Consider the following 24160-nt stretch of genomic DNA (forward strand, 5'->3'; position numbering starts at 1 on the left):
CTGCTCAAAGCGAAGCCTTCATTGAAAAAAAACATTAATAACCATAAAATGATGAAAACTCCTACGAATTTTTCAAAATCGTTCTACCTTATTGTACTGTCTTTATATGTTTTAAACGGCTGTAAGTCAAACGTTAAGCAGGCCAATACCGATACCGTTAAAAGCAGCAAAGCAAAAGAGGTGAAGTTTCTAAGCAAACCGCTGATCAGTTCAATTTATACTGCCGATCCTTCTGCACATGTTTTCAACGGAAAAATTTATATCTATCCTTCCCATGATATTAACACCGGCATCCCTGAAAATGACAACGGTGATCATTTTGCCATGAGGGATTATCACATCCTTTCTATGGATAGCATTGGCGGTAAGGTTACCGATAACGGTGTTGGCTTTGATATTAAAGATATCCCCTGGGCTGGCCGGCAGCTTTGGGCGCCAGATGCAGCTTATAAAAATGGAATTTATTACCTGTATTTTCCGGTAAAAGATAAAAAAGATGTATTCAGGATTGGCGTGGCGACTTCCAAAAGCCCGGTTGGTCCTTTCAAAGCAGAACCGGCACCAATTGAGGGTAGTTTTAGCATCGACCCCGCTGTGTTTACCGATACCGATGGCAAAACCTATATGTATTTTGGCGGCATCTGGGGCGGGCAGTTACAGCGCTGGGTAAGCGGGCATTATGATGCTGATGGCTCAAAAACAGATTTAAAACAGGATGACCTCCCTGCAATTTCCTGTAAGGTTGCCTTACTGAAACCTGATATGAAAAATTTTGATGGCAAAGTAAAGGATGTGGTCGTTGTTGACAGCGCGGGTAAGCCACTGTTAACCGGCGACCGGAACCGCCGTTTCTTTGAGGGCTCATGGATGCATAAATACAATGGCAAATATTATTTTACCTATTCAACAGGCGATACTCATTTGCTTTGCTACGCTATAGGCGATAATCCGCTTGGTCCGTTCACCTACAAAGGCGTAATCATGAAGCCGGTACAAGGGTGGACCACTCATCATTCGATAGTAGAGATCAAAGGTAAATGGTACATATTTTATCACGATACCGAACTATCTGGCAAAACCTACCTCCGCAACGTTAAAGTGGTGCCATTGCAGCATAACACGGATGGCTCTATCGTTGAAATAGATCCTTTTTTGTAGGGCTGTTCTTTTAAAATCAAAACTGAATTAATGTTTAAAAAGATGAAAAAGCCGGCTTGATGATGGTTGCTGCCGATCATTCTGTTTACATTATTGTAAGCGGGGGCGAAAAAACTACCCACCGTTATTTGACCAGCAGAATCGCCCTAAGAAGGCTTATTTGGAAGTTACCCGTTTTTGACTAATCCTATATTCAACATGACGCTATACAAAGCTTTTTTATTGCTCCTGCTTCCCGCAACGCTGCTACAATGCGATGTTTTTGCGCAAAGTCCCGGGCAAAAAAAATATGTATCGGCAGTTGCGGGCAAAGCTTTTTTCCCGCTTGCTATTCCCGGAAAACAAGTAACCTTATACCTGGATACCAACGAATATCCGGGCGTAAAAAGAGCCGCTGCAAACCTTGTAAGAGATATCGGCTCGGTAACCCAATTGGCACCGGGTACAATCAGTACTGAGTTTAAATGCAATAAACAAATGGTACTGATTGGTACCATCGGCAAAAATTCAAAAATAGACCAGCTTATCGCCAAAGGAAAACTGGATGCATCAGGGATAAAAGGCAAATGGGAAGCGCATATAACCCAGGTTGTTCAAAATCCTTTCCCCGGTGTGGCGCAGGCGCTGGTTATAGCCGGTAGCGACAAACGGGGAACTATTTATGGCATTTACGACTTATCGGCACAAATTGGCGTATCGCCCTGGTATTGGTGGGCCGATGTACCGGTAAAGCACCAGCAGAGAATTTATATTACTCCCGGCAGCTTTACAGATGGCGAGCCGGCGGTAAAATACAGGGGGATTTTTATTAATGATGAGGCACCCGCATTTCAGGGTTGGGCAAAAGAAAAGTTTGGTGGGGTAAATCATCAGGTTTATGAAAAGGTTTTTGAGCTTATCCTTCGCTTAAAAGGTAATTATTTATGGCCAGCCATGTGGGGCAATGCTTTTAATGATGATGATAAGCTTAGTCCGGTTTTGGCCGATGAGTATGGCATTGTAATGGGCACATCGCACCACGAGCCGATGGACAGGGCACAACAAGAATGGAAACGTTATGGTAGTGGCCCATGGAACTACCAGACCAATAAACACGTGTTACAGGAGTTTTGGAAACAGGGCATCATCAATATGGGTAAAAAGGAAACCATAGTTACCGTTGGGATGCGGGGCGATGGGGATATGCCGATGGCCGCAGAAAGCAATATAGCCCTGTTGGAAAACATTGTGCACGATCAGCGGGAGATCATTAGCCAGGTTACCGGGAAAGATGCGTCGCAAACCCCGCAGATGTGGGCTTTGTATAAAGAAGTTCAGGATTATTACGATAAAGGTATGCGGGTGCCAGATGATGTTACTTTATTATTGTGCGACGACAACTGGGGAAACATCCGAAAATTACCGGCCATAGGTTCAAAGCCAAGGAAAGGAGGTTACGGCATTTATTTTCATTTTGATTATGTGGGCGATCCAAGGAACTATAAATGGCTTAACACCAATCAAATTGCCGCAACCTGGGAGCAACTGCACTTGGCTTATGAATATAACGCCAGGCAGGTATGGGTTGTAAATGTTGGCGATTTGAAGCCAATGGAATATCCTATCAGTTTTTTTATGGATTATGCCTGGGCACCAGATAAATGGCCAGCCAAACGTTTACCCGATTACGCCAAAGCTTGGGCCGCGCAACAATTCGGCCCGGAGAACGCGGGCATGGTAGCAGAGATTTTAACGCAGTACACCCGTTTTAACAGTCGCCGTAAACCCGAATTGTTAGATGAGAACACTTACAGCCTGGTTAATTACAATGAATTTGAACGGGCAACGGCAGATTACCTCCATTTGAAAGATAAGGCCGAAGGTTTGTATGCAAAAATTCCGACACAGAACAAAAACGCTTATTATCAACTTGTTTTACACCCGGTAATAGCCTGTGCAAATTTATATGAGCTGTATCTGGCAGCTGCGCGGAATAAATTATATGTTGCGCAAGGCAGATCGGCAGCCAATTCAACAGCTAAAAGTGTCGAAGCGCTTTTTGAAAAGGACAAACAAATCTCTCGCTATTACAACGATACTTTATCAAATGGTAAATGGAATCATATGATGGATCAAACGCATATAGGGTATACTTATTGGCAGCAGCCGGAGGTTGACAAAATGCCCGACGTTAAAACCATCCCATTGGCAGAAGGTGCAAGCCCTGGTGTTGTTATAGAAGGATCTACGGAAGTTTACCTGCCGGGGCAGCGCATCGCATCCTTGCCTCAGTTTTATCCATGGAATAGTAAAGGTCACTATATTGAACTATTTAACCGGGGGAAAATGGCGTTTAATTATCAGCTGCAGTCGCCAGCCACTTATATTCATTTCAGTTCTGCTGCGGGAAGTGTTGTTGAGCAGGAGCGTATTATGATAAATGTAGATTGGGCAAAAGTACCTACCGGCGTTTCACATGTGCCGGTTACGGTTAATACAGGGCTTGGTAAACTGGTTGTTGATGTTACCATCAATAACAAAAATATAAAAGATCATGTATTTCGTGATATAGACGGCTATATTGCCATTGAAGCGGCACATTATACACGGGCGGTAACAGACAGGAATATCAAATGGCTGGAAATTCTGGGGTATGGGCGAACTTTATCGGGAATTTGCCCCATGCCTGTTACCGCGGCGGCATATCAGCCAGGGAAGGACAGTCCCCACTTGGAGTATCAGATCAGCCTAAAGGATACCGGGCGCATAAATGTGATTATGTACATTTCGCCAACGCTTGATTTCAAAGCAAAAAAAGGCCTGTACTATGCAGTGTCCAAAGATGATGAGGCACCGCAATTGGTAAACATCAACCAAAATGAAACGCCCGGCACCGGCGAGTGGAGTAACAGTGTTGCCAACAACATTAAAAAACTGCAAACTACTCATATAATCAGCAAGCCCGGTAGCCATATTTTAAAATACTGGATGGTTGATGCCGGCGTGGTATTGCAAAAGGTGGTGATTGATAGCGGTGGCTTAAAGGATAGTTATTTGGGGCCGGAGGAGAATTGAGGATTTAAAAAGGCCGTTTTTTGTAGAGACGCAATATTTTGCGTCTCCCGCGTGCAAATCCAATTTGCATTTCCTCTTAGTAAAGCCGCTCTGTATAGCTGGAGACGCAAAATATTGCGTCTCTACATTCAAAAAATAGCGTCAACCATCTTTTTTAAGTGCCTAAAACCCAATTGAGTTTCCCCCATCTACAGGTAGGATCACGCCGGTGGTATATTTTGAAGCATCGGAGGCAAGATAAAAGATGGCCTCGGCTATATCCAATGGCTCACCAAGTTTACCCATTGGCGTTCTTGATAGCACTTTGGTCTTCCGGTTGGGATCATTATCAAGCGCTTTTGCCGACATATCGGTGGCGATAAAGCCAGGTGCAACACAATTAACCCTAATACCTAAGGGCGAAAGTTCTGTAGCCATAGCCCTGGTCATACCTTCAATTGCCGATTTGGTAGCCGTATAAGCAATTACAAAAGGGAGCCCGTATTGTGAAGCCATTGAGCTGATATTGACAATGCTGCCGCTTCCCGCTTCAATCATATACTTCACAGTTTCCCTGCTGATGGCAAATACTGCCAAAAGATTGGTTTGTATAATTTGTTGAAAATCTGCGTCGGTAACTTCTGTAAAAGGCTTTTTTTGATTGATCCCGGCGTTATTAATTAATATATCCGGAGTGCCGTGTTCTGCCACTATTTCATCTACTAATGCAGGTATTCCTTCAAGTGTACCTAAATCGCAAACCTTATAGCTACAAAGCAGTCCAAGTGATTCGGCCGCGGCCTGTAATTTATGTTGGTCGCGCCCTATAATAATGGTGCATATATTATTTTCGGTGAATTTTTTTGCCGTGGCCAGGCCCAATCCTGAGCCTCCGCCGGTGATAATGGCAAGTTTGTTTGCTGATTTCATTTAATAAGCCATTAAGATTTTTTGCTCCGTAAAGAAGACTCCCTTATAATCAATTCCGACCGCAGAATCAGGCTGTGGGTTTGCTGTAGGTCGCTTTTATCAATTAGGTGGTTAATGAGTAATTGGGCTGCAACTTCGCCCATTTCATACCCTTTATAGTTTACAGTGGTAAGATTGGGTTGAACTACGCATGCGGTAGGATCATTGTTAAACCCGGCAAAGGCAATATCCTCCGGGATACGTATACCATGTTTTTGAAGTTCTATCATACAGCTAACGGCACAAATATCATTGGCTGCAAATACAGCATCGGGCAATTTTTCCATTTTTAATATTTGCGCAGCAGCATCAATACCTGCCTGGCTGCTTAGGTCGCCAATGATTACATTGCTTTCACGGAATTGTAGTCCACTTTCTTCCAATGCCTTTTTGTAGCCACTAAGCCGGTCGGCATATACATTTCTTAATAAGCTTGCTGTAAGGTGGATAATATTTTTACAACCTTCGGCAATAAGATGATTGGTGATCTCATAGGCGGCTTTTGTATTATCGATAAAAATTTGCGGGCATGATGCATGTTCAAATACCCTATCTACAAAAATCACAGGTATATTTCTTTTCAAAAAAGGCTCAAAGTGTTCAATATTGGTGGTATCATACGCCAGCGAAACCAATAAACCGTCAACCCGGTTATTTAACATAGCCCTGGCGTTGGTAACCTCTTTTTGCATAGTTTCTAACGATTGGCTAATGAATAGGCTGTAGTTATTGTTGTTAACTACTTTTTCTACACCGGCAATCAGATCCGACATAAAACTACTGTTAAGCCGGGGAACAATAACACCAATCACATTGCTTTTCTTACTACGTAAATTACTGGCGATAGAGTTGGACCGGTAGCCCATTTCTTCGGCAGCTTTTAATATCGATTTCCGGGTGCTTTTACTAACGCGCGGGTGGTTGGTAAGCCCCCGGCTCACCGTTGCTGCAGAAATATGGAGTTTTTCTGCAATATCATATATGGTTACTTCTTTTTGCCCTTTGTCCATTAGTTAACTGCAATAGGATTACATCTTTTAATCGCTTTAAAGATTAAAGCCAATCAATCGATAAATATAAAATTTATTTGATGAAAAAAAGTACTTTTAGGCAATCGATTACATTTTGAATTTTAGCTATGTAATTGCTTGTATTATAAGTATGAAGTTGGTTAAAATATTGGTATGTATTTGCGGTGTATTTGGCATGATACCCGCTTATGGAAAAATACGGCTTCCGCAACTGGTGGCCGATGGAATGGTATTGCAGCGTAACACCAGTGTGAATATCTGGGGATGGGCGGATGCAGATGAAAAAGTCACTATTAGGTTTCAAAACCGGGTATACACTATAGTTACGGGTAAAGACAGCGTATGGAAAGTGGCGTTGCCGCCCATGAAGGTGGGTGGTCCCTATGTTATGGACCTGACCGCCCGTAACCATATCATACTTCATGATATTTTGGTTGGCGATGTTTGGTTTTGTTCGGGCCAATCAAATATGGTGTTGCCAATGGAGCGTGTAAAAGAAAAATACCCGAATGAAATTGTCACCGCAAATTACCCAATGATCAGGAACTTTTTTGTGCCAACGGCTGCCGATGTAAACCGGCTGCAACAGGATTTGCCAGGGGGCAAATGGATAAAGGCCGATGTTAAAGGTATATTGAGTTTTGGTGCTTCGTCATGGTTTTTTGCCAAGGTGCTTTATCAAAAATACCATGTTCCCATAGGTATTATTAATGCAAGCGTGGGAGGCACACCCATTGAAGCCTGGATCAGCAGGGAGGGGCTTAAAGGTATCGAACCGTTTGATAAGCGGATTGCGCAGTTCGGCGAACCCGCTTTTATGGATAGTGTAAACAGGAAACATTCGCCACCGGTTGATCCGTTTAACACAACGGTTTATGGTATGGACAAGGGCTTAAGCGAAATTAGGCCCTGGTTTGATACGGCTTATGTGCCGCATCATTGGCATCATTTCTGGCTCCCTGGCTATTGGGATGACCAGGGAATTAAAGACCTGCACGGCGTGGTGTGGTTTAGAAAGGAGATAGATTTTCCTGCGTCGGTAAGCTGGAAACCGGCTAAACTTTTTTTAGGCAGGATCGTGGATGCTGATCAAACCTATGTTAATGGCCGGCTTGTGGGGAGTATCAGTTACCAATATCCGCCACGCAGGTATACCGTATCAGCCGGAACATTAAAGCCGGGAAAAAATATAATAGTGGTGCGGGTGATCAATTTTGCCGGTAAAGGAGGCTTTGTTCCGGATAAAAGTTATCGTTTAGAAATAGGGAATGATACCATTGACCTTCGCGGCGATTGGCAATATAAGGTAGGTGAGGCGTTTGAGCCTGCTGAAACAGTCAATACGTTTTCGGCACAAAATGAACCTGGTGGCCTTTTTAACACCATGGTAGCGCCTGTAACCCCATACACCATTAAAGGTATAGTTTGGTACCAGGGCGAAAGTAATACAAGTAGGGCAGCAGCATACGGGAAATTGCTAAAGGCGCTTATTGTCGATTGGCGTAAAAGCTGGAATGCGGGTAATATCCCTTTCATCTTTGCTCAACTGCCAAATTTTAATGAGGTACGTTATCTTCCGACTGAAAGTGAATGGGCGCAATTGCGTGAAGGACAGCTTCATGCGCTTTCATTGCCAAAAACAGGTATGGCTGTTACTCTTGATGCCGGTGAGTGGAATGATATCCATCCGCTTGATAAAAAAACGGTGGGTAACCGTCTTGCTTTAGCAGCGGAACATGTAGCTTACGGCGAAACAGATGTAGTACCAAGCGGGCCAATTTATAAATTGGCAAAGATTGAAGGCAATAAGATCGAACTTACCTTTGAAAACGTTGGGGGCGGACTTATAACTAACGATGGCGATGAGCTGGCACAATTTGCCATCGCCGGGGCCGATAAAAAATTTGTTTGGGCACAAGCTACCATTGAAGGTGATAAGGTTTTGGTTTGGAACGATAAAGTACCCATGCCACTTTATGTAAGGTATGCATGGGCCGATAATCCTGAGGGAGCAAATTTGTATAACAAGGAGGGGTTGCCTGCATCACCTTTCAGAACAGATAAGCCGCAATGACTGGTGTTGAAATATAATTGCATAGATTTTTTTGAGAGACAGGCGATGTAAATGTCAAAAAGTGCAAATAAAAATACTCTTTGGTTATTTGTTTAGCAGGCAATCGTTGTAACTTGTGAAGGATATTGCTTAATAGTGTAGCCGATGTTGAAAAACTATTTTAAATATCTCAATGTTAGCCCGGTTGAAGAGCGCTGGGGTGTTTATGTAACCACGGTAGGGTATTCTAAAACAGAGCCTAACGATGATTATCCCAACCAGGTGCATCCGGAAAGTCACCACTTAACCTGGAACAGGGGGCGTATCCTGAACGATTATTATATTGTATTTATCTCAAAGGGCAAAGGTATTTATGGCTCGGCATTAACCCAGCCTACAGAAGTTACTGAAGGAACCTGTTTTTTTCTTTATCCAGGCGTGTGGCACCGTTATAAACCAGATCCGGGATCGGGTTGGGAAGAATTTTGGGTTGGTTTTGACGGTTTTTATGTAGCGCAATTAATGGGTAATGGCTTTTTTGACCGCCAATCGCCCATAGTTCCGTTAGGGATGAACAAGGATATACTGGTGCTTTTCAGAAACTTGATAGAAACTGTAAGGGCATCACTTCCCGGTTATCCCCAACAAATTGCCGCGATTACCATGCAGCTTTTAGGGCTCATCAATAATGTGATAGCGCATCGCGAATATAGCGATGATCCGGTTGGTAAATTGATCTCCAAAGCTAAATTCATTATCCAGGAGTCGTTTGAGGATACTTTGGATATGGAAAAGCTGGCGCAAGCCCTGCCTATGGGATATTCTTCTTTCCGTAAAGCGTTCAGGCGCATCACCGGCGAATCGCCAAATCAATATCACCTGAACCTGCGGCTGGAACGGGCCAAAAATCTGTTGACCACCACCGTTTTAAATACCAGTGAAATTGCCGATCAGACGGGCTTTGAATCGGTATTTTATTTTTCACGGTTGTTTAAAAAGAAGAATGGTATATCGCCTACAGCGTTTCGTAAAAAGAGTGTTCAAACAGATCTGTAACGTTCGGCTAACAGATCCTTCATAAAACAATTAATGCCGAACTGGTCTGCCACCGGCTGATTGGTGAAAGGGATAGTTGGCATATAAGGTGCCGGGCCAAACTCGGTTGTTATGGGTAGTAAACGTGTACCTTCTTGTCTATTGGTTGATATAATTCTATCCCACCAATTCAAAAACTGATTAAGGGCGTATTGCCACTCCGGCGCGGCGGGGTTGGGCACTTGTGACCCCTGTTCAAATCCAACCCGACTATGAATATGACGGCTGCGTTTTATTGCCTCATCTACAATGCTGCTAAAGTTTTGCAGCATGCTTTCGGTAACACATACCCAGTGTGAAAAATCTGCCGTGATCAAAAAATCAGTTTGTAAGTTGAATAACTCAGCAATCATTTGCGGCGAATAGCCCGATCTCCCCCGGTGTGTTTCGTGGGCAACTGTAACCCCTGTTTTAGCCGAAAACTCCTGTGCCATGTTTATCAGATCAAGATTTTGCTGTATTGAAAAATAATCCCGGCCCGTATGAGAATTGATGAGGATTGGGCCGGGTTCGGCACAGTGGTATAGGTTTTTTACAAATGATTCGCTAAAAGCTTTAAACGTACCGCCTTCGGCCTCGTACTGATGGGTTACAATGAACATTTCATGCCGTTGCAGGTAATTATAAAGCAGGTGCCGGTTATCCTCATCAGCCGGCACCCAGGTATCTACCCCGTGGTAACCTGCAACCCTGATCTTATCCAGGAAGGTTTGTAGTGGCAGGTGCTCATGTCCCCAAAGCGGGCTAAGGATTTTAATTTCCATCTCCATTCAATTGCTGTTTAACACAAATACGCATTATAGGCCCTTTGTCACTATGAATTTTGTAGAACTTGCACAGCGTTGTTTTACAGTAAAACTCCCCAAATCATCTGTTTTTATATCCCTACTGAAGTTATTGATGTTAACCCTATAGTTTGCCTGTGCTTGTAGGCCTTTAACTGTAAAAGAGTAGTTATCTGCCGACGTCATAATCCATGAAAAAGCGTCTGTCCCCCACGAATTTATCTGCATATTTATCGGTTGCTTTGATAGGGCGTTTACCTGCATAATCACTTCGTCTTTATTGCCCGGATAAAAGGTTAGCATATTTCCGGTCTTACCGGCACCAAAGCCATCTTTGCTTTTTATTGAAAAGCCGGTAGTACTCATTTCATAATCATTTACATTCAGTTTCAACCGGTATACAGTGTCTCTTAGCGTGTATGAGAATGTGGTGCCGTTTAGTTGTGCAGGCATGTTGGGTTCAATTCCCATCCGGTTCCATTTTGGACGGATTCCATAAATATCGCGGTATAGTGCTGTTATTGTCGTAGAGATGCCTGCTAAAATATCGTCTCCCTGCCCGGTTTGTGTTGCCCTGTCATAACGTTGTGATGAAAGCCCGTCCTTTTTATATTGCTGAAGGATATTGTTGATGTATTTTAACGCGATTCCCTTATTGTAGGTGGCATATGCCCTTATTCCAAGATATCCCCAGGTTGGAAAAATGTCGCCATTTTCGTATTTTGGAAATGGCCAGTTGCCGCCAGATACCTCTTCTCTTTTAAATGAATCGAAGCATAATGGCCAATGAAAAAGGTTTTCTTTGATACTCCTTGCTTCAACCTGGTCAAGGATTTGCGCTATGCGTTGCTGGTCGTCGCAAAGCCCGAATGCGATGGCCGCGAAGTTTACGGGAGTAACCAGGTTATCGCCATGAATTGAGCCATCATTGTCGCGCCAGTAAACATATTGCTTCTTGTCTGGCGACCAGAATCCGCCTTCGGTTATGGGTTTGTTAAATGCTGTTTTAAGGCGTTGCGCTACCGCTGTATAATAAGCAGATTTTTCCTGGTCGCCCAATGTTTTTTCGCAGTTGGCCCAAAGCGTTAAGGCCTCATACATCTGCGCGTTAACAAACGAGTTTTCATAACTTGCCCAAACAATATCCAACCAGTCGCTGCATTTTTTTTCTGAAATATTGTTATTCATCATCTCAAAAATTCCGTTATCATTCGAGTCTCGTTTTATTAACCAGTCTAACGCCTTTTCGCAAGTTGTTTGGTGCAATTGCAGCCATTTGATATTGCCACTCAGGTCAAATTGTTCGGCTGTATTAATTACAAAGTCGGGCTGCGAATCTATCGTGTATCCCCACATCGCCTCGTAATACCCGGTTTTAGGGTTATAGGTTCCCGGGATCTCATCGCCCGGCACATTATGCCAGCGCGATAGTACACGCCCACTGGCCAAAACAGCTTCATCACGTTCCTGGTCAAGCGTTGCCGACATGTTTTTGATATAGTTACTATCGTCCACAGCCATGCCTATCTGTGCAAAAAATGGTTCATGCAAACATTTCCAGTTAGATACCCAGCCATTTGCGCCTATGATGTTGTTGTCTACCACGCCGTATCGCCCGGTTGTATTTAACAGTTCACGTACTGCCGCAGCATCTATCCCTGGTAAGGTACCCCTGGAATATTCTTTAAAATAATCTACATATTGTAAATCAACCTCCAGTTTAACCATACTCTTTTTGATTTGAAAAGGTGCGAATACATCTGCTTTGCCAGATACAAAACGGCTTAGGTTATATCTTTGCTCCAGGCGACTGTTAGTTACATATTGGGTACAGGTAAATTCGTTATTTGCGCTGTGCGAATACTTTGTAGCAATTACATTTCCATTGCCAGTTTTGGTGCTGATGCGCAGGCCGTTGCCCGATTCGGCATTCCAGAAAGTAACCCCACCGGTGTGCACGCCATAGGTATCATTAACCTGTTTGAGGTATTTACACCAAACCATCCCACCATTATCCAAAATGCCTCCTTTCCAAACATCCATACCGGCAAAATTATATTGCGGGAATGCCATATCTTCCAATTTGGTAGTGTTATTGTATTCTCTTGTAATACTCCAATGTATTTTATCGTGATATACTTTAAATTCCCAGGTTTCATTTACAGCGATAGTTTGATCGCCGTATATTAACCCAGATAATCTTATTAAGCCGTTGTTTTGAGATAACTTGATACCGTTAAACTGGCTGTTTGAAAAAAAAGACTTGCTTTTTGTACTGATACCGGTGTAAATACCTGCCGGGGATAAAACATTTTTCCCTTTTATTTTTAGTTCCCGGATAAGGTATCCTTTTGAAAAGTCAATTGTTATGGATAGTTTTTTATCAGGAATAGCCAGGGTAATTGTTCTATTACCTGTTATTATGGTTTTGAGCTTTTTATCATGGGCAAATACCTGTACCAGCGCAAGTAATTGTAGTATTAAAAAAGCGGTTAAAAATCTTTTGATCATTAAATGTTGTGGTTTGGTAATTTTTATAAACGCAGGCCTAACCGATGAGTGAAAATTAAAACATCAGTTAATTAAACATTACTACACACTATAAATTAGTGGTGTAATTTCATTGTTATTTAAAACATCGCCAATTTTTAAGGTAGATAATACCTCATCACTTAAAATGTTTTGTGTGCCGTTGTATGTATTGCCATCGGGCATATAAGCACAGGTCATAGCCCGCCTGTAGCCAGACGTCATGTTGGCATGTGCGCCGTGTATGGTAAGGCCGTTGTGAAAAGAGCAGCTACCTGCTTTCATTGGTGCAGCAACAGATTTGCTTTCTTTAAATTCGGGGTAGGTAGTAAAAATAGCGCCCATATTTTTGCCTATACCCGGGTTTTCAAAAGTAGTTTGCAGGTAGGAGCCAGGTATAAAAAACAGGCAGCCATTTTCATAAGTAGCATCATCAAGAGCGACCCAGATTGACAAAGCTCTACGATCACTAAACGACCAGTAAGGTGTATCCAAATGCCAGGATGTGGGATTGGCCCATGGCTTTTTTACCAAGGCCTGGTCATGCCATATTCTAATGCCATTTACCCCGGCCAGCTGTGCGGCCATTTTACCCAGGCGTTCATCCAGCATAATTTGTTTCATTTTTTCGTTATCCTGCCACAGGTTAATCAGCTGGTCAAAAACATTGTCATAATAGGATTTGTCGGCGTCGTCACCTTTACCATAAACTTCTTTACGGTCGGGCATTTTATTACCGTTTCTTTTGGCAATGGCTTCATCAAGTGCTGTTTGCCAAAACTTAAGTTCATCTGGCGATAGGAAGTTATCAATTACAAGAAAGCCGTCGCGGCGGTATTGCGCAACTTGCTGCTCCGAAAGGTCGTTTTTCATTTTTGGATTTACTTGGTTTATGGCTCCAAAAGTATCGCAAATGCTGTTCGAACGTTAGCACAAGATCGCCTAATTTTTGTACTTTTTGATATATAGGTGATCCAAAATATAAGTTAATACGGCATAGGCTAAACAGTTTGGATTATCGGCTGTAATGGTAATTTCCGGCACCAACGGTGAATTGTTGATAGCTTTTTCCCTCATAGTCGGGCACGAAGATCTCTGCCGTTGTATTTTGAGGAATGGTAACCGTCATATCAAGTTTTTTACCGGTAATTTCCCATTTGCAGGCAATAGTTCCATAGGCACAGTCGTATTTCCCCTCGGCCCAGGTGAGGCCGCCACCTATTACCGGCTTAATCATGATTTTCTTGTAACCCGGGGCGGCAGGCATAATCCCTGCGATGTGCTGGTACATCCAGTTACCTATCGCGCCATAAGCGTAATGATTATAGGAATTCATCGATGATTCCTCGAAGCTACCATCGGTCCTAATGCCATCCCATCTTTCCCAGATGGTGGTTGCACCCAGCTTTATTGGGTAAAGCCATGAAGGGTAGGTGTCTTGTAACAATAACTGGTAGGCAATACCATTGTAGCCAAATTTACTTAATGCATCGCATAGGTAAGGTGTACCTAAAAAACCCGTTGTTAAATGGTTATTGTACAATTTGATGTTATTAACTAACCGTGCCGCTGCCTGTTGCCTTAGGTTTTGTGGCAACATATCAAATTCCAGCGCGAGGGTGTACGCCGTTTGCGTATCAGACGAAATTAATCCATTAGTGGTAACATACTCGTTCACAAATGCCTTTTTTATTTCCGTTAACAGGTTTGAATAATATTCCTCCTCTTCCTTTTTATTCAATACTCTTGCGCTATTGATCAGCAGTTGGGTGGAGTGGGCGTAAAAGCACTGCGCTATAAGGTATTTGTTGGTTATTGCCGATGTGCCGTCCCTATCGTTATTAACGCTGTAAAACAGCCAATCGCCAAAATGATTGCCGGTAACCCATAAGTTATTTTTGGTTTGCTTGCGGATGTACTCAACCCATGCTTTCATACTTGCAAACTGGTTTTCTAATATGGTTTGATCTCCGTAAGCCATGTACATGTTCCAGGGTACAATTGTTGAAACATCGCCCCAGCCAGAGCTTCCTCCAACCTCGTCGTTGCCATTGGTAAATACGTCTGGTATTACATGTGGGATGCTGCCGCTGGCGTACTGATCTGCCGCCACATCCTTTAACCATTTGGTGAAAAAGTTGTGTACATCCATATTGAAAGCCGCCGTTTGTGAAAACACCTGGGCATCGCCGGTCCAGCCTAATCGTTCATCGCGCTGGGGGCAGTCTGTAGGTACATCTAAAAAGTTTCCTTTTTGTCCCCATTGAATATTATGCTGTAATTGGTTGAGCATCGGGTTTGAACATGAAAAACTTCCGGTTACCTTCATATCCGAATAAATAGCCACCGCAGTAAAATCATCCGGGTTTAATGCCCCCTTAATGCCAGATACCTTAATGTACCTGAAACCCTGCCAGGTAAACTGTGGCTCAAAGATTTGTTTAAGGGAGTCTTTTAGTATATAAATATTTTCGGCCCTTGCGGCACGTAAGTTTTCGGTATAAAACTCGCCCGATTTATCCAGCACTTCCGCATGGGCTATTTTAACAGAATCACCCCGGTGTCCCTTTATTGTAACCTTTACCCAGCCAACCAGGTTCTGGCCAAAATCAATAATCTTTTCACCACGCGGTGTGGTAATCACTTTTAAAGGCCTAAAAGTTTCATGTTGTTTCACAGGCTCATTATAGGTAGCTACCAGTGTGTTTTTAGGATAAGAAAACACATTCACGGCCTGCCAATTCTGGTCGTTATAGCCAGGCTTTGTCCATCCGGTATTTTCCAGCCGCGAGTCTATAATGCAGCCGTTATAGATTTCGGCAAACCGCAGAGCACCAGTAGCCGTTTTCCAGCTTCCGTCGGATGAAATGATCTTTTCTGAGCCATCTGTGTAGGTGATTTTAAGCTGTAATAACAGCGCAGTTTTTTTACCATAAAAATCAGGCCGTGGGGTGTACGGCCCCAGCGGACTACGGTACCAACCGCTGCCAAGCGTAACACCAATAACGTTTTCGCCGGCTTGCAGTAGGCCGGTAACATCATAAGCCTGGTATTGCAACCTTTTATTATAGCTCGTCCAGCCTGGGGTAAGGTAACCATCGCCTACTTTATGGCCGTTTATTTGGGCCTCATAAAAGCCGTGAGCGGTAATATAAGCGGTGGCTTCACGTATTTTTTTGTTGATGCCAAAGTTAGTTCTGAGCAAAGGCGCCGGGCCGTTAACAGCGTCATTAATAGCCCCTATCCAGCTTGCCTGCCAGTCGTTGGGAGTTAAAAGCCCCATTTTCCATGAAGATGGTACGCTCCATGCGGATGCTTTTCCCTGGCTATCCCAAACCCTCACGCGCCAAAAATAAACATGCCCGGATGTTAGCGCTTTTCCTTTGTAGGGGATGTATACAGATTGATCTGATATCACTTTACCGCTTGACCATAAGTGTGTTTTATCGGCCTTGGTAAACAAATTTGAATCTACCTCAATTTCATAAGCCTGCTGAAGCACTGCTTTGTTATGATTTTCTGATAACTGCCAGCTAAATTTAGGCGTGGGGGTATCAATACAAATGGGGGGGTCCTGGTTTTCGATAAGCAGTCTTTTTAAAACTACCTGTGCCCGGCCTGTTTGTGATAACAATAAAAAGCAGCCAATAAGAAGTGATTTGTTCATGATGTTTTAAAAATGCAGGTGACAGAAAATATATTGCATGTTGTTTCATTTGCAATGTTAAAATCTACAACGTTGAGCATAAACTTTATCGCCAATAATAAAAGCATGTAATATTGGGGGTTTGCGGTAAACTGGTACCCAAATATAAAACGGGTTAAATACAGAACCATCCTGTGCTATCTTTAAGAAGTAAGCGGGGCAACAGCTTGGTCTTTGGGGGGTAAAGCAAAGTAAAGAGGAAAATAGTTTTAGAATAATTGCTAAGCTTCCTCAGTGAAATCGCGTTAACATTTCCGCATAAGGTAATATCTTTCAATGGGCACAATAGGTAGCCGCTATGCGCAATGTCATTAAGTTAAGAGCCTGTTCAGTTGCTCCATGGGAGCAAAAGTTTTTGTAGTATGTAAAAATAAGATTTTTGCCTGCCGTTAGGTACGCTACACAGGCTCCGTACCTATGGCACGGAGCTTTTTTCTTGTTATTTCTACAAAGCTTTACCCCCTACGGGGGATGCTTAATGACTTGCACTATGCGGCGTTTTGTTTGGTGCTTTTGTTTCTACAAACAGTAGCCGCTATGCGGCATTCTTTCGCCTTATTAAATATTCTATGCCGCATAGCGGCTACCTATTTGTAGAACAAGTAATTTATGCTTTTTTGCTCCATAGGAGCTACCTTTTGCTACGTAAATCTTTAAAAGCAATTTCCCTGAAGCTTCATTCAAACGAAGCATTTTCCCGGTAATTATTTTATAAAATAACCGAGGAGTAACACAAATTTCAAAGAGGTTCTCAGGTGCTTTAGTGCTGTAGTTAGCTGGTTTTCAACAGATCTTTTTGAAATGTTAAGTCGTGCCGCAATTTCGGTGATTGATAAATGATCTCCGCGGCTCATATTATATATCTCGCGGCACCTTTTGGGTAAGGCGTTTAGCAATACGTTAACTGTTTCGTTAATCTCCTGTTCGCCAATGTTAAGCTCGCCCTGGTTGTGGGCGTGTGTGTGGGCAACCAACAACCCTTCATTTTCAATATATTGATAATCCTCAACGTATTGCAGTGGTGCTCCCGCTATGGTTTGCTTTTTTCTGATGCCATGATAGCTGGCCGCGGTGACTACATAGCTTTTAAAGGAATTGATTTGGAGTTGCCTACGCTTGGTCCATATATTCAAAAAAATATCGTGGGCTATCTCCAGTGCAGTTTCCTCGTCCTTAACATACTTGTAAGCAATACTATATACTTTAAACCAGTGGCGTTCAAATAGTTGATTAAACGCTTTTTCGTTGTTAAGTATAATAGCCTCAAATAATTCTGAGTCTGTTAAATTGTCGCTTGGCATATAGTTGGGTGAGATAAAGCTATGGATTATTGGGAATAAAAAAAATTATTCATTCCAACACAGCAATCTAAAATACTACAACGCATAAAAAAATAATAAAAAATAATCTTTTTTATGTGTGTTGCCAGGTGCTTATGTATCTATACTTATGTAAACCAAATTGTAAACTACAACAATTAAGCTATTCATGACAGAAGATCAATATCTTTCTCTGTGCGAGAAGTATTTAAGGGGGGATTATACGCCCGAAGAAGAAATTCTGATCAAAGAATATCAGCATGACGCGGGTTTAACAGATGCACACCTTGTCAACTTTGATAATACCGAGAAAGAGCGGTTGAAGGGATTACTTTATGATAAGTTACAAACAAGCCTTCGTCAGCGGCAAATACCGGTTGTAAACATGCATAGGTGGCTTTATGTTGCCGCAGCATCGGTATTGTTATTTATATCTGTTGGTATTTACTTTGCAAACAATAACAAAGACAAGATTACACAGCCAACTGCGCAAAGCAATAATACCGCGAAAAATGACATACAGCCGGGTTCAAATAAAGCAGTGTTGACGCTGGCTAACGGACAATCCATTGCACTTGATGATGCTCAAAACGGTGTATTGAGTAAACAGGGTAACGGCTCGATATCGAAATCGGGAAACGGAATAGTTGTCAATAACAGCAATGGAGACAAAAATCAAATAGCCGATAATTCTTTAAACACCATCACTATCCCGCGTGGCGGTAAATATAATATCACCCTGCCCGACGGTACTAAAGTTTGGTTAAATTCCTCATCGGCATTAATATTCCCCAATGCATTTACGGGTACCGAAAGAAAAGTGACTGTTACAGGTGAGGCTTATTTTGAAGTAGCTAAAAACAAATCTATGCCTTTTAAAATAGATGTGAACGGTAAACAGGTTGTGGAGGTTTTAGGCACTCATTTTAATATCACCGCTTATGCTGATGATGAAACTATAACAACTACACTACTGGAAGGCTCTGTTAAAGTAAATTACAAAAACAAGGCTACGCTCATTAAACCAGGGCAAATGGCTGTTAATACTTTGGATGACGCGGTAACAGTAAAACAGGCAAATGTTGATGAGGTGATGGCCTGGAAGAATGACAGTTTTATTTTCAACAACGAAAACATCACGTCTATCATGAAAAAAATATCAAGATGGTATGATGTTGATGTTACCTATAAAGGTGATATGAGCAGGATTAACTTTGATGGAAACTACTCCCGCTCAAAAGGACTGGCCAGCTTGCTTAAAAATATAGAATTAGTAGATAAGGTTCGTTTTGTTACAGAAGAAAGGAGGATAACCGTTATAGCCAAATAATTACGCTCCACAAAAAAAAATCCAAAAACCGGGAGTGTTGACAGCACCCCCGGCGTTGATTAGCCTTGTTAGGTTAATTAGGATAAATACCAATTAAATCGCTTAACCAATTATTTAATCCCAAACAAATGTATAAAATTTTTACTGCACAAAAGTGCGGGAAGGTGCTTTGTCATATCCCTAAATTTCTGTTGATCATGAAACTTACCGTCATTATTATGATGCTTACGCTATTACAGGTAAGTGCTGCCAGCCTTGCGCAGCAGGTGAGTATTAATGTTAAAAATATACCTGTAAAACAGGTGCTTAACCAATTAACCAAACAAACCGGCTATAATTTTATTTGCGATGCGGATGTTATAAGTGTTACCGCGCCGGTAACCATAAATGCAACCAATACCGAGTTGAAAAAGGTATTGGATGAGTGCTTCACAAAAGACCTTGTTGAAATAGTGGTGGGCGAAAACAATACCATTATCATCCGCAAAAAGCGCCTGCCTGTTAAATCTGTAACGGCGGTAATAGCCATTACCATAACGGGTAAGGTAACAGATAGTAAAGGGCAAACGTTGCCCGGCGTAAGCGTGTCACTGAAAGGTACCCAACAGGGTGTGGTAACCAATGCCGATGGCGGATATACAATAAAAGTGCCCGATGATAAAAGTATCCTGGTATTCTCTTTTATAGGCATGGTTAGTCAGCAGGTTGTGGTGGGGACAAAAACTGTTATTGATGTTGTACTTGCCGATGCTCCACATGCATTAAGCGATGTGGTAGTTGTGGGTTATGGTACACAATCAAGGGCCACGGTGACATCTGCAATAACTAAAGTTGATGGTAAAAATATAGGTAATCAGCCGGTAAGTACCCCCGGTGAAGCATTAGCGGGTTTGGCAGCAGGTGTTCAGATACAATCAGATCAGGGAGCTAAACCCGGCGCGGCACCAACCATCCGTGTGCGTGGGGTAAGCTCGTTAGGTTCTTCTACCACATCTAACGATCCGTTATTTGTGGTTGATGGTTACCCGCTTGAAAATTCGGCGGCCTTTAACCTTATCAACCCTAATGATATCGAATCGCTGGAGGTGTTGAAAGACGCGGCATCGGCTGCAATTTATGGTTCACGCGCTGCAAATGGGGTTATAATTGTAACTACTAAACGTGGTAAAGCGGGGAAAACGGTATTCTCAGTATCTGCTTATACAGGTATTCAAAGCGTTAATAAATTTATTGATGTATTAAAGAAAGACCAGTTTGTAACTTTTGTTAAAGATGTTAGCCGAATTAAGGGAACGCCTTACCCGGCAATTTTTGATGGCGACGTTTCCGGGCTACCCGATGTTAACTGGCAAAAACAGGTGTTTAGAACGGCACCTATGCATAATTTTGAGATCAACGCTTCTGGCGGTAGCGATAAGATAAGATTCAATGCTTCGGCCGGTATCTTTAAGCAAGAGGGTGTAGTAATAGGTACCGATTATACCCGTGTAACCACACGCGTTAACCTTGATGCGGATTTGGTGAAGAACTTGAAGTTAGGGTTTTCAATTTCACCATCATACACCGAACAATTCAGGCAGCCGGCTTCCGGCCAGGCCAGCGGTGCCGGCGCTAATATTAATGATTTACTGGTTGGCGTACCCGGGTTGGTAGCCAATTATGCCTTACCAAGTCCTTTAAACCAGGCACTAACTTTTCAACCCGTGGTGCCGGTACATCGCGCCAACGGCGATTTTGCCCAGCCTTATGACCGCGACCTGGGATTCAACTTATCGCCAACTGCAGTGTTTTTTGCTACCAACTTTTTTAATCCTGTGGGTATCCTAAGTCAATCTATCAATCGTAGTCGTTCATACCGTACCCTAAGCAACGCGTTTTTGGAGTACACGCCAATTGAGGGCTTAAAATTGAAGAGTTACATTGGTGCCACACTCGAAACCGAACGGGTACATGGTTACATCCCTGGCACCATGGCGGCTGGGCAGGCACCAACTGCTTCATTCTCAAATCCCTTGTTAGCGGGTATTTACGCGTCAGATAATGTCAGGGATAGTTTTGACTGGGTATGGGAAAATACGGCCACCTATGATAAAAATATCGGCAAGCACCATTTTAATGTGCTGGGCCTGTTTTCGGCACAAAAGTATGATTCGCAAATTAACTACACGGCAGGGTTACCTGGCACGTTTATTACAACTGCTGTACAAAGCCCGCTGGCTTCGCCAAATACAGTTGGTACCGAATTGTTTGATGCCAATACCTTTGTATCATACGCAGGTAGGCTTACCTATGATTACAACAAAAAGTACTTATTTACCGCGGCAGTACGCCAGGATGGCTCATCCCGTTTTGGGCCGAATAACAGGTATGCCGTTTTTCCATCATTTTCAATGGGATGGAGATTATCTGAAGAGCCATTCCTGAAAGATAATTTAGCAAAACTTGGCATTAATGAATTAAAATTAAGAGGCGGTTACGGTCGTACAGGAAATGCCAATATCGGCAGTTTTACTTACGTAAATGCTATTGCATTAAACAGAAACTATGCATCGGGTAGTACCCGTTTGTTTGGTTCACAGCAAACGTATTTTGCCAACCCTGATCTTACCTGGGAAAAAAACGACCAAACCAGTGTAGGTATGGATATTGGCGTGTTGGATAGTAAAATAGTATTCACTGCTGATTATTTTATAAGAAACTCCAACGGCATGCTGTTAAACAAGGCTCTGCCGCTTGATGTTGGTTACGCCACCACTTACCAGGCTAACCTTGGCAAGCTGCAAAACAAAGGTTTTGAGTTTACCGCTACTACCGGTTTCAATTTGGGTGCAGTACGCTGGAATAGTAATGTCAATTTTTCAACCTATAGTACCAAAGTGTTGGATTTGGGAGGTCCGGCGTCATTACCATACACCAATGCTATCAACGGCTGGAATAATGTGTACCAGGTTAGGGTAGGACAGCCCCTGGGTATTATGTATGGGTATACCGTTACCGGTGTATTTAAAAACGCGGCCGATCTTGCCGCTAACCCCCAGGCTGCTTCGGGTAACCATATTGGCGACTGGATAGTTAAGGATCAGAATGGAGACGGCAAAATAGATATCAAGGACATTACCAAGATAGGACATGGCCTGCCCGATTTTACTTATGGTTTAACCAACACGTTTCAATACAAAAATTACGACCTGAGCATCCTGGTGCAGGGCGTACAAGGGGTTAACATTATTAATGGTAACAACAGGCAAACCATAACCGGTAATGCTAATCAAAACACGTTAACCAAATACTTTAATAACTACTTTGATCCGGCACAGCCAGATCGTACGGTAGCTTACCCCATCCCAGGTTCCTCTGGTTTCGTTAATCCGGGTAACGCCCTGGTTCAAAAGGATGTAGAGAACGGTTCCTACTTAAGGGTACGTAATATCACATTGGGTTATCGTTTTACAGACGCGTTACTGCGAAAAATAGCTTTAAAATCGGCAAGGATATACCTTACCGCGCAAAACCCGTTCCTGATCACTAAGTACAGTGGTTATAATCCCGAAGCAAATATCAGCGGTAACAACCCTACCACTCCAGGCGTTGACCAGGGCACCTATCCTGTAGCGCGCACATTTATTATCGGGGCAAATATTGGATTTTAATTAAAATTTAAAAGATCATGAAAATTAACAAACTCATCATAAGTACTTCAGGCATATTTTTACTTTCTATTGCGTTATCGGCCTGCAAAAAATCATTTGTTGACCTTACACCACAAGGAATTGTACCTGTAAGTACCTATTATAAAACCGAAATTGATATTAAAACCGCACTTAACGGTACGTATAGCAGCCTGAGGCCAATTTACAATGAGCAATATGGTTTTGGCGAAATACCATCAGACAATGCTCAAACCTATGGAGAAAGTGAAGTGGGGTACGGTGAAGAAGAAAAGCTAACCTGGACAGCAACATCCACCAATTTACAAAATGCATGGGGGCGTTTTTACGCTACAATTGCTTTTGCCAATATTGTGCTGGGGCACGTTAATACGCCACCCATGACCCAGGCTAACCGCGATGGCTATACCGGGCAGGCCAAATTTTTAAGGGCTTTGATGTATTTTAACCTGGTGCGTATGTTTGGCGGGGTGCCGTTGATCCTTACCGAGATTACATCAGAACAGCAGGCGTATACTTATAACCGCGCGACTGCAACAGCCGTTTACGCGCAAATTGAAAAGGACCTTACCGAAGCGGCAGCGGTATTGCCGGCCTCTTACACCGGATCTGATATTGGCCGTGCAACCAGTATTGCAGCTAACGCGCTATTAGGTAAAGTTTATTTATATGAGAATAAAGAAACCCAGGCCGAGGCGATACTGGCTACGGTTGCCGCTACATCGGGCACTTTACTGCCTTATGACCAGGTTTTTGGATTGGGCAAGGATAACAACCGTGAGATTATATTTTCGGTTCAGTATCTTGGCGGTGGTTTTGGCGAGGGTAATACCTTTGCCAGCGGTTTTGTGCCACAAACATCGGGCACTACTATTATTGGTGTTAGTGGGGGCAGTAGTAATATAGGTACACCTTCGTTATACAACGCCTTTGAGGCTGGCGATAACAGGTTAAATACAGCTGTTGGTGTATTTACATCCGGTTCGCTTGTTTATTATTATGCCAAAAAATTTATTTACCCCACTGTTGCAGCAGGTGCCGAAGGAGATAACGACTGGCCTGTATTGCGCTACGCCGATGTGATATTGATGTATGCCGAAGCATTGAACGAAAATGGTAAAACCGACCAGGCACTTACCCAGTTAAATTTGGTTCGCAACCGTTCTGGCCTGGCGTCGAAAACCGGTTTAACACAAACGGATACGCGTACCGCGATACGTAACGAAAGGAGGGTGGAGCTTTGTTATGAAGCAGAACGTTGGTTTGACCTCATCAGGTGGAATATTATGGTGCCGGTAATGCAGGATTACAAAGCACATTACACACCCGCCAATGGCGTAATTGGTAATGTTACCGCTACATTGAGCCTGTACCCAATACCTGCCCGGGAGATATCGCTTAATCCCAATTTAACACAAAACCCCGGTTATTAATTAAGGGGCTATTAATTAAACTCACCCTGCATTGGTTTTAACCAGTGCAGG

General features: G+C 42.9%; 14 protein-coding genes. 7 read left to right on the forward strand and 7 right to left on the reverse strand.

Translation table 11 applies throughout. From position 1 onward, the window contains the following. The first annotated feature begins 48 nt into the window (after positions 1-48). Both FHS10_RS10335 and FHS10_RS10340 read left to right on the forward strand, forming a co-directional pair. The gene (locus FHS10_RS10335) at positions 49-1158 is read left to right on the forward strand and encodes a glycoside hydrolase family 43 protein (RefSeq protein WP_259090070.1); all 1110 of its coding nucleotides are present in this window, start codon (positions 49-51) and stop codon (positions 1156-1158) included. Positions 1159-1356: 198 nt separating this feature from the next. Further along, positions 1357-4212, forward strand: coding sequence for a glycosyl hydrolase 115 family protein (locus FHS10_RS10340; RefSeq protein WP_259090073.1), 2856 nt, complete (start codon positions 1357-1359; stop codon positions 4210-4212). Positions 4213-4374: 162 nt separating this feature from the next. Here FHS10_RS10340 and FHS10_RS10345 read toward each other — a convergent pair whose 3' ends face one another. Next, on the reverse strand, positions 4375-5121 hold the full coding sequence (locus tag FHS10_RS10345) for an SDR family NAD(P)-dependent oxidoreductase (RefSeq protein WP_259090074.1): 747 nt from the start codon (positions 5119-5121) through the stop codon (positions 4375-4377). A gap of 11 nt (positions 5122-5132) precedes the next feature. Then, the gene (locus FHS10_RS10350; protein WP_259090085.1) at positions 5133-6170 is read right to left on the reverse strand and encodes a LacI family DNA-binding transcriptional regulator; all 1038 of its coding nucleotides are present in this window, start codon (positions 6168-6170) and stop codon (positions 5133-5135) included. A gap of 151 nt (positions 6171-6321) precedes the next feature. Here FHS10_RS10350 and FHS10_RS10355 point away from each other — a divergent pair, with 151 nt between their 5' ends. Then, the gene (locus FHS10_RS10355) at positions 6322-8265 is read left to right on the forward strand and encodes a sialate O-acetylesterase (RefSeq protein WP_259090086.1); all 1944 of its coding nucleotides are present in this window, start codon (positions 6322-6324) and stop codon (positions 8263-8265) included. 144 nt (positions 8266-8409) lie between these two features. After that, positions 8410-9300 carry an AraC family transcriptional regulator gene (locus FHS10_RS10360; RefSeq protein WP_259090089.1) on the forward strand — a complete coding sequence of 297 codons (891 nt, stop codon included), beginning with the start codon at positions 8410-8412 and terminating at the stop codon, positions 9298-9300. Here FHS10_RS10360 and FHS10_RS10365 read toward each other — a convergent pair. The 5 genes from FHS10_RS10365 to FHS10_RS10385 all read right to left on the reverse strand — a co-directional run bounded on the left by FHS10_RS10365 (position 9285) and on the right by FHS10_RS10385 (position 17660). Further along, the gene (locus FHS10_RS10365) at positions 9285-10109 is read right to left on the reverse strand and encodes an IolE/MocC family protein (RefSeq protein ID WP_259090091.1); all 825 of its coding nucleotides are present in this window, start codon (positions 10107-10109) and stop codon (positions 9285-9287) included. The genes FHS10_RS10360 and FHS10_RS10365 overlap by 16 nt on opposite strands. Before the next feature lie 27 nt (positions 10110-10136). Beyond that, a complete protein-coding gene (locus tag FHS10_RS10370) occupies positions 10137-12635 on the reverse strand; it encodes an alpha-L-rhamnosidase-related protein (RefSeq protein ID WP_259090093.1) in 2499 nt (832 codons plus the stop codon). Between the two features lie 81 nt (positions 12636-12716). Further along, complete coding sequence (locus tag FHS10_RS10375) at positions 12717-13526, reverse strand: phytanoyl-CoA dioxygenase family protein (RefSeq protein WP_259090095.1); 810 nt, start codon at positions 13524-13526, stop codon at positions 12717-12719. 142 nt (positions 13527-13668) lie between these two features. Further along, positions 13669-16320, reverse strand: a complete 2652-nt coding sequence (locus tag FHS10_RS10380; RefSeq protein ID WP_259090097.1) for a family 78 glycoside hydrolase catalytic domain — start codon at positions 16318-16320, stop codon at positions 13669-13671. A 743-nt stretch (positions 16321-17063) separates the two neighbouring features. Further along, entirely contained in the window at positions 17064-17660 is a 597-nt protein-coding gene (locus tag FHS10_RS10385; RefSeq protein WP_259090107.1) for an RNA polymerase sigma factor, read from the reverse strand. Between the two features lie 187 nt (positions 17661-17847). Between FHS10_RS10385 and FHS10_RS10390 the strand changes: the two genes are divergently transcribed. The 3 genes from FHS10_RS10390 to FHS10_RS10400 all read left to right on the forward strand — a co-directional run bounded on the left by FHS10_RS10390 (position 17848) and on the right by FHS10_RS10400 (position 24109). After that, positions 17848-19008, forward strand: coding sequence for a FecR family protein (locus FHS10_RS10390; protein WP_259090108.1), 1161 nt, complete (start codon positions 17848-17850; stop codon positions 19006-19008). 221 nt (positions 19009-19229) lie between these two features. Continuing rightward, complete coding sequence (locus FHS10_RS10395; RefSeq protein ID WP_374759824.1) at positions 19230-22658, forward strand: TonB-dependent receptor; 3429 nt, start codon at positions 19230-19232, stop codon at positions 22656-22658. A 17-nt stretch (positions 22659-22675) separates the two neighbouring features. Beyond that, on the forward strand, positions 22676-24109 hold the full coding sequence (locus tag FHS10_RS10400) for a RagB/SusD family nutrient uptake outer membrane protein (RefSeq protein WP_259090112.1): 1434 nt from the start codon (positions 22676-22678) through the stop codon (positions 24107-24109). Positions 24110-24160: the final 51 nt, after the last annotated feature.

The sequence above is a fragment of the Mucilaginibacter dorajii genome (assembly GCF_024808255.1).
GTDB classification, from domain to species: Bacteria; Bacteroidota; Bacteroidia; order Sphingobacteriales; family Sphingobacteriaceae; genus Mucilaginibacter; species Mucilaginibacter dorajii.